Source organism: Trebonia sp. (assembly GCF_049794275.1).
Classification (GTDB): Bacteria; Actinomycetota; Actinomycetes; order Streptosporangiales; family Streptosporangiaceae; genus Trebonia.
In genome coordinates this window covers 1-1,821 of record NZ_JBARCR010001065.1, presented here as the reverse complement: position 1 = coordinate 1,821, position 1,821 = coordinate 1, and the positions used below count along the sequence as shown (strand labels likewise).

Here is a 1,821-nt window from a genome sequence, read left to right as displayed (position 1 = left end):
GTGATCGGCATGATCTTGATGAGTGAAGGCTTGGGTGAGGCCAGCCGGAACGGGCGGCCCACCGTGGCGACCCTCAGCTCCACCCGGGCCGCAGGTCGGTTCCGATCATGGGAACCGGCCTTTTTGGGCTTCCGGCAGCAACGCTTATGGAGCCAGGGTGCCGGTGAGCCGGCTGAGCACCAGGACGGCGATGTCGTCCTGGGCAGCAGTACTTCCTACCAGTGCGCGCATGATCTCGGCGCACGCCTCTTCGGCCACCGGCTCAGTCGTGGCGGCGGGAACGGCGGCGACCAGCTTGCCCAGGGTCGCGGCGAGTGTATCCATGCCTTGGTCGAGCACCTGGCCGCGTCGTTCGACCAGGCCGTCGGTATAGCAGCACAAGAGCGCGCCCGGCGGGATGAAGAAGGAGGCGGACCGCCGTTGGAGGTCGTCGGCGGTGCCGATTGGGGGGTCCGGACGGAGGGGAAGCAGGCCCGCCTGTCCGCCTGGCGCGGCCAGTATGGGCGGAAGGTGGCCCGCCGAGGAAACGGTAAAGTCGCCGGTTCCCGGGGTGTACAGCCCGTAGAGCACGGTGGCCATCGCGTTCGGCTCGAAGTACTGGATCTTACGGTCCAACATGCGTAGCGCGGTGGCCGGGTCTGGGGTCTCCAGCACATAGGCGCGCAGCGCGCTGCGCATCCGGCCCATGATCACCGCGGCCTCTAGCCCCGATCCCGCCACGTCTCCCACCACGACGCCGAGCTTGCCATCCGGCAGGACAAAGACGTCGTACCAGTCTCCGCCCACGGCGCCGGAGCCGGCGACGTACCGTGCCGCCAGGCCGAGACCCGGCACGGCGGGCAGCGCCGTCGGCAGAAGGCTGCGCTGCAGCGCTACCGCGGCCAGCGCGTCGTCCTGCGACATCAGGGAGTGCAAGGCGAGCGCTGCCCGGTCGGCGGCCAGCTGCAGCAGCTCGACATCCTGCTGCTCGAACGGCTGACCGCTCAGCGAACCGACATGCAGGACGCCGATGACTCTGCCGCCGACGAGCAGCGGCACGCCGAGCAGGGACCTGATGCCACGGTCCACAAGCAGCGGGTTCCGTACCGTAGTGTGGTCCACCCTGGTGAGGATGACCGGCTCGCGTGACGCCGCGACCCGGCCGGCGAAACCCGCGCCCAGCGGAATGCGCACGCCCTGCCTGACCTCTTCCTCGATGCCACTTGCAGCGGTCGCGATCAGCTGCCGGGCAGACTGGTCCAGCAGCAGCACGGCGGCGGTGTCAGCACGGAGCACTTCCCTCACGCGCTCGACCAGAGCACTCAGCAGCGCATACTCGTCGAGCCTGGACAGCGCGGCATCCGTCAGGGATTCGATGTCGCGCAGCCGGTCAGCGGCCAGCCCCCCGGCACCGGGGTCCCCGGCAAAGGGGATAGTCACGGGTACAAGTTACGCCCGCGTATCGTGCCGAACAATTACTCCGCCCCATGGGGTGACATGATTACGGGTGTGACTGAACTATCGGTATCCGTCAGCGTGGAAGACCGCGAAGGCGGTTCCCGCACCGTGGTGCGGCTCGCCGGGGAGGCCGACGTCACCACCCGGGCACTGGCCGAAGTTCTAGGCGCCGAAGCCGTCAAGAAGCCCCGCCTGCTCCTAGTGGATGTCTCCGGACTCGCGTTCATCGACTCTGCCGCCCTCCACCAGATCGTCCAGGCCCACCGGAAACTCCGTGCGGACGGTTGCCGGCTGGAGCTCGTCGGCCCCAGCCCGGCGGTGGCCCGGATTCTCCAGCTGTCCGCGATAGACCAGGTGATCCCCGTCCGCGCAAGCGCCTGAGAA

2 protein-coding genes are annotated in these 1,821 nt (G+C 68.6%); one reads left to right on the top strand and one right to left on the bottom strand.

Annotated features, from left to right (window positions below; all coding sequences use genetic code 11):
• Positions 1–144: 144 nt before the first annotated feature.
• Positions 145–1,419 carry a PP2C family protein-serine/threonine phosphatase gene (locus tag WA805_RS26630; protein ID WP_424559477.1) on the bottom strand — a complete coding sequence of 425 codons (1,275 nt, stop codon included), beginning with the start codon at positions 1,417–1,419 and terminating at the stop codon, positions 145–147.
• A 69-nt stretch (positions 1,420–1,488) separates the two neighbouring features.
• On the opposite strand from WA805_RS26630, the gene WA805_RS26625 reads away from it, so the two are divergent.
• Positions 1,489–1,818: an STAS domain-containing protein gene (locus WA805_RS26625; protein ID WP_422289059.1), complete on the top strand. Its 330-nt coding sequence runs from the start codon at positions 1,489–1,491 to the stop codon at positions 1,816–1,818.
• The last annotated feature ends 3 nt before the right edge of the window (positions 1,819–1,821 follow it).